At 65.0% G+C, this 808-nt stretch carries 1 protein-coding gene; it reads left to right on the plus strand.

The window, feature by feature from the left end; all coding sequences use genetic code 11:
* Positions 1 to 808, plus strand: an 808-nt coding sequence (locus ACTWPW_RS64420; RefSeq protein ID WP_443175074.1) for a non-reducing end alpha-L-arabinofuranosidase family hydrolase, incomplete at its 5' end; no start/stop codon positions are given.

Raw genomic sequence — 808 nt, forward strand, 5'->3', positions numbered from 1 at the left:
CAACGGCCGGCACCTCGTCTACGCCACGACCCACGACACCGGCACGAGATGGGGCTCGATGAACTTCAGCCTCTTCACCAACTGGTCCGACATGGCCTCGGCCAGCCAGAACACCATGTCCTCCTCGACCGTCGCACCCACCCTCCTCTACTTCGCCCCCAAGAACATCTGGGTGCTCGCCTACCAGTGGGGCGGCACCGCCTTCTCCTACCGGACCTCCACCGACCCCACCAACCCGAACGGCTGGTCAGCACAGCAGGTGCTCTTCTCCGGAAGCATCTCCGGCTCCAGCACCGGCCCCATCGACCAGACCCTCATCGGCGACAGCACCAACATGTACCTGTTCTTCGCCGGCGACAACGGCAAGATCTACCGGGCGAGCATGCCCCTCGGCAACTTCCCGGGCAGCTTCGGCACCACCTCAACAGTGATCATGAGCGACACCACGAACAACCTCTTCGAAGCCGTCCAGGTCTACAAACTCCAGGGCCAGAACCGCTACCTCATGATCGTCGAAGCCATCGGCGCCCAAGGACGCTACTTCCGCTCCTTCACCGCCACCAGCCTCAACGGCACCTGGACCCCCCAGGCCGCCACCGAGAGCAACCCCTTCGCCGGCAAGGCCAACAGCGGCGCCACCTGGACCAACGACATCAGCCACGGCGAACTCATCCGCACCAGCGCCGACCAGACCATGACCATCGACCCCTGCAACCTGCAACTGCTCTACCAGGGCCGCAGCCCCAACTCCGGCGGCGACTACGGCCTGCTGCCCTACCGGCCAGGCGTGCTGACACTGCAGCGCTGA

The sequence above is a fragment of the Nonomuraea sp. KM90 genome, assembly GCF_052246675.1.
In the GTDB taxonomy this organism is placed as follows: domain Bacteria; phylum Actinomycetota; class Actinomycetes; order Streptosporangiales; family Streptosporangiaceae; genus Nonomuraea.